This is a genomic window from Actinoallomurus sp. NPDC050550 (assembly GCF_040655075.1).
Lineage (GTDB): Bacteria > Actinomycetota > Actinomycetes > Streptosporangiales > Streptosporangiaceae > Actinoallomurus.
In genome coordinates this window covers 1-4,813 of the sequence record NZ_JBFAJC010000128.1, presented here as the reverse complement: position 1 = coordinate 4,813, position 4,813 = coordinate 1, and the positions used below count along the sequence as shown (strand labels likewise).

The following is a 4,813-nucleotide window of genomic DNA, read 5'->3' as shown; positions in this document are numbered from 1 at the left end:
TGCTCTCCGCCGCGCCCCCTCGCCCCCCCCGGCCCCCGGGGGGGGGGGGGCCCCCCCCCCCCCCCCCCCGCCACTCCTTCCCCCCGCTGACGCTCTTAGGAGATCAGGTGCTCGAGGCCGGGATTCGCCAGGTGCGGGTGGCGCTGGCCATGGTCCTGGGGCGGCCCATCAACCCACGGCTGGTCGAGCGGCTCGTCGAGGACGCGCTCGCGACGATCGAGGAGTTCGGCTCGCCGGGTGACGACGTCGAGCAGCTGATCGACGGCCCGTTCGCCGACCCGGCCGAACGCCGGGACCTGCAGACCCGCGCGCTGCAACGTACCGCGCGCCGGTTGGCGCGGCGGTCCGTCTTCTACCAGGAGCTGTTCGAGGCGGCGGGCGTCGAGCCGGGCGCGCTGACCCCGGACTCGCTGCGGAACATCCCGGTCACCCGCAAGGCGGATCTGGTGGCCCGGCCGCGCGACTTCATCTGCGGCGAACCCCAGATCGTCACCCAGACCACCGGCACGACCGGAGCGCCCGCCCGGGTCTGGCTGTCCCGCTACGAGATCGAGCTGTGGCCCGCGCTGATAGCCCTGTCGCTGGTACTGCGCGGCGAGGCCCGGCCCGGCGACTGCATGCAGATCAACATCAGTTCCCGGGCGACGGCCGCGGTGCAGGAGGACATCGAGGTCTTCCGGCTGGCCGGCGCGGCGACCCGGGTGGTCGGTCAGGTGCCGCCGGATGAATCCCTTGATCACCTGCTGGACACCGCCGGGGTCACGCCCACGCTGATCAGTGCCTACCCCAGCTACATCGCCCAGATGGTGTCCGCGGCGCGCCGCCGCGGTCTCGGCCCGGCCGACTTCCGGCTGCGCGGAGTGTTCCTCGGCGGGGAGGTCTTGTCGCCCGCGCTCGCACAGGCGGCGCGCGAGACGTTCGGTGTGGACCAGGTCGGCGACGCCTACGGGATGACGGAGACGCTCCCGGTCGGCGGCCGGATCTGCCGCCGCCACCACCTGCACCCGGATCCGAACATGGGGTACACCGAGGTGCTCGACCTCGAGACCGGGGAGCCGGCCGAACCCGGTCGGCTCGGCACGCTCACCGTCACCCCATATTTCCCCTACCGCGAGTGCATGCCGGTCTTCCGCTACGACACCCGCGACGTCGTACGGGCGCTCCCCGAACGACTCGACTGCGAGCTGGCCGGTATTCCCGCCGTCTCACAGGTCCTCGGCAAGGCGAACCGGCTGCTCGACACGGCGGCGGGCCTGGTCACCCCCCGCGACATCATCGAAGCCCTCGACGAACTGCCGGGCGCGGAGTGGCCGGTGCGCCACCGTGCCCAGGTCGTGGACGGGAAGCTGCACGTCACGGTCGTCTCCGAGCATGCGTCCCCGGTGGACGTCACCGAGCGGCTGGGCACCCGGGGGATCGACGCCGTCGCGGAGGTCGTACGCCTCGGGCCCGACGAGGCCCGCGCGCTGTGCCCGCTGCGTTGCGACCTGGAGGAGAAGACCTTCGTGCGGGGTGCGGCATGAGCGCCGTGCAGACGCTCTACCTGGCGGGTGTCAACTCCGCGTTCGCGCTGGCGGTGCCGCTGGGCGCGGTGCTGTACTTCCGCAAGGTCCGCGTGCCGCGCCCGCCGGTGGGTACGTTCAACGGCCGAGACATCGCCGTGATGATGGGCTTCGTCCTCGCCCTCCCGTTCCTCTACCTCGCGCTCCCGGGTGCGGCCCTCCCGGTCGTGCTGTGCCTGGTCTTCGCCGGTGGGCTCACGGTGGGCTATCAGCCGGTCGTCGCCCGGAATCTCCTCCGGTGGAGCGCGATCCTCGCGCTCCTCGCGACCGACTTCACGAGCCGGCTGCTGCTCGGCGGAAACTCGCCCGTCTACTGGCTGGCCAACAGCTGCGTCGTCGGGCTCATCGTCGTCTCCGCCACGAACCTGAACGTCCAGGGCGGCATGCGGCTGCGGAACATCGCGTGGTTCGTCCTGCTCCTCGGAGCGTACGACCTGACGTTCGCCACGGTGCTGCCGCTCACCCAGCGACTCGCGGACGCCATCCAGGGGTATCCGTTCGCTCCCTCAGCCGGGCTCCGCATCGGCGACCTCGGTGCCGTGATCGGCATGGGCGACCTCCTGGCGTACGCCTTGTTCACCACGGCGGCGTACAAGGCGTACGGCGCGGCCGGACTGCGGACGGCGCTGCCGTTGGTGGTCGTCTTCGGGGCACTCGCGCCGGCGGTGGCCCCGCCCGTCATCGGCTGGCTGACCGGGCACACTCCCTCGCTCATCCCCGCCCAGGTGTGCTTCGCGCCGGCGGCGTTCATCGGCTACCTCGTGCTGCGGCGGCACGGTCCGGAGCGCCGGATGCGGGACTACCTCGCCCCTGCCGAGGCCCGGCCCACGCCCGCCATGGCGGGCGCCGTGGAGCCCGCCGCCTGACCGTTCGCGCGATACGTGGGCAGAGGCCGTTGGTCAGGATCGGGTCTCGTCGAGGAGGTCGCGTCCGGCGTCGGCCGGGGGAGCGAGGCCGTCGAGCCGCTCGCGGACGAGGTAGCGCTGGATCTTCCCGGTCGCCGTCGTCGGCAGGGACTCGACGAAGTGCACCGCGCGCGGCCGTTTGAACGACGCGAGCCCGTCGCGGCAGAACGCGATGATCTCCTCGGTGGTGACGGCGGTGCCGGGCGCGCGGACGACGGCGGCGACGGGCTTGTCCAGGCCGTCGCCGTCCGGCAGCGCGACCACCGCCGCCTGGGCGACGTCGGGATGCTCCAGCAGCCGCGCCTCGACCTCGCTCGGGGACACCCAGATCCCGCCGGCCTTGATCATGTCGTTGGACCGGCCGAGGAACCGGTACGACCCGTCCTCGTCGCGGACGTAGGTGTCGCCGGTGCGCAGCCACTCGCCCTGGAACACCTGCCGGGTGACCGCCGTACGGCACCAGTAGCCGGTGGCGATCGAGTCGCCGCGCACGAGCAGGTGACCGGGCGTTCCGAGGGGGACGTCGGCGCCCGCGTCGTCGACGACGCGCACGTCGTACCCGGGCACCGGCAGGCCGCTGCTGCCCGGCCGGACCTGGCCCGCGCGGTTGGAGATGAAGATGTGCAGCGCCTCGGTCGCACCGATGCCGTCCAGGATCTCCACGCCGAACCGCTCGGCGAACCTCCGGAAGATCGGCGCGGGCAGCGGCTCGCCCGCCGACACCGCCGCGCGGACCGGCGCGAACGTCTCGGCCGGAAGCTCGGCCGCGAGCAGCGCGGCGTAGAAGGTCGGCACGCCGAAGAACAGAGTCGGGCGCTCCCGCTCGACCCGCTCGGCGATCAGCGCCGGCGTCGGGCGGCCCGGCTCCAGCACGGCGGACGCCCCGGCGGCGAGCGGGAAGAAGCAGGCGTTGCCGATGCCGTACGCGAAGAAGAGCTTCGGCACCGACAGGCACCGGTCCTCCGGCCGGACGCCGAGCACCTGCGTGCCGTACGTCTCGGCGACGGACCGGATCGAGGCGTGCCGGTGCACGGCGGCCTTCGGCAGACCGGTCGTCCCGGAGGTGTAGAGCCACAGCGCGCTGGAGTCCGGGTGCGTGTCGTACGGGTCGCCGCCTCCCTCGTCACCGGCGACCTCGTCGAGCCGGTGGCCTGCCGCCCAGGCGGGCGGGCGCGGCGCGTCGGGGCCGCTGAGGATGAACGCGGCGAGCTCCGGCGCGGACTGCGCGGCCTCCTCGGCGGACGCGGCGAACTCCGGGCTCGCGGCCAGGACCCGCGCCCGCGAGTCGCGCAGCAGCTCGGCCAGGTCCTTGGCGGTCAGCATCGTGGAGACCGGAACCGGCACCGCGCCGACGCGCATCGTCGCGAGGATCAGCGTGAGCAGGTCCGGGCCGTCGACCATCGACAGCATGACCCGCTCCTCGGGCCGTACGCCGAGCTCGCGCAGACCGGAGGCCGTACGGAGGATCCGGCCCAGCAACCGCGCGTAGGTCAGCGTGCCGCCCGGTCCGGTGATCGCGATGCGGTCGCCGTTCCCGGCCTCGACGTGCCGGTCGACGAGATACGTGCTGGCGTTGAACACCCGGACTCACGCCCTCGATCAGAGGTGGACGTACTCGTACTCGAACGGCTTGCCGTTGATGCCGTTCCGCGGCGGCTCCAACCAGCTGGCGATCTTACCGGGCTCGTACACGGGCCGCATGAGAGAAGAGACGAACGCCTTGTCCGTCTCGGTCGGGAGCCAGGCGTCCTTGCGTGCCGCCCACTCCTCGTCCGACAACGGCTCGCCGTCGGGTGCGACGTTGACCTTCGCGAACGCGCCGACGTACCGGTTGAACCCGCGGTGCGGCAGGCGCAGCCGGTGGGGGAGGCCGGAATCGGCCAGGATGCGGTTCCAGCGCTTCACGCCGCTCTCGCAGTCGGCGATGTACTCGTTGCGCAGGTCGGTGTTGAGCGCGGTCAGCGCCTCCACCTCCACCGTGGACAGCTCGCCGTCCATGATCGCGTCGACGTGCGCGCCCCGGTCCGTGAGCCGGTGGTCGTCCTTGCGCCGCTCCTCCTGCCAGCGGCCCTTCAGCCCGGCGGAGAAGTAGTTCGCGACGTTCGTCGAGGTCTCCCCGCCGAACAGGTCCAGCGACACCGAGTAGTGGAAGTTCAGGTACTTCTGGATGACATTGAAGGGGATCGCGCCGTGCGGCCCGGCGTCGTCGGTGTCGTGCTCGACCATGAGCCGCGCGGTGCGGCCCACGACGCGGTCGATGCCGGTGGTGCCCACGAACATGTGGTGGGCCTCTTCCTTCAGCATGAACTCACACGTGCGTGACAGCGGGTCGAAGCCGCTCTCCTT

At 72.2% G+C, this 4,813-nt stretch carries 3 protein-coding genes and 1 pseudogene; 2 read left to right on the top strand and 2 right to left on the bottom strand.

Features of this window, described 5'->3' with window-relative positions; translation table 11 throughout:
• The first annotated feature begins 107 nt into the window (after window positions 1-107).
• Both AB0I04_RS54880 and AB0I04_RS54875 read left to right on the top strand, forming a co-directional pair.
• Window positions 108-1,523, top strand: a complete 1,416-nt coding sequence (locus AB0I04_RS54880) for an AMP-binding protein (RefSeq protein WP_360904943.1) — start codon at window positions 108-110, stop codon at window positions 1,521-1,523.
• The gene (locus tag AB0I04_RS54875; protein WP_360904940.1) at window positions 1,520-2,428 is read left to right on the top strand and encodes a hypothetical protein; all 909 of its coding nucleotides are present in this window, start codon (window positions 1,520-1,522) and stop codon (window positions 2,426-2,428) included. The genes AB0I04_RS54880 and AB0I04_RS54875 overlap by 4 nt, the downstream gene beginning before the upstream one ends.
• A 33-nt stretch (window positions 2,429-2,461) precedes the next feature.
• Here the strand turns inward: AB0I04_RS54875 and AB0I04_RS54870 are convergent, their stop codons facing one another.
• Together AB0I04_RS54870 and AB0I04_RS54865 are read right to left on the bottom strand one after the other, a co-directional pair.
• Window positions 2,462-4,048 (bottom strand): benzoate-CoA ligase family protein, encoded by a 1,587-nt coding sequence (locus AB0I04_RS54870; protein ID WP_360904937.1) that lies wholly within the window; start codon window positions 4,046-4,048, stop codon window positions 2,462-2,464.
• A gap of 18 nt (window positions 4,049-4,066) precedes the next feature.
• A pseudogene (locus tag AB0I04_RS54865) lies at window positions 4,067-4,813 on the bottom strand (benzoyl-CoA 2,3-epoxidase subunit BoxB); the annotation flags it as partial.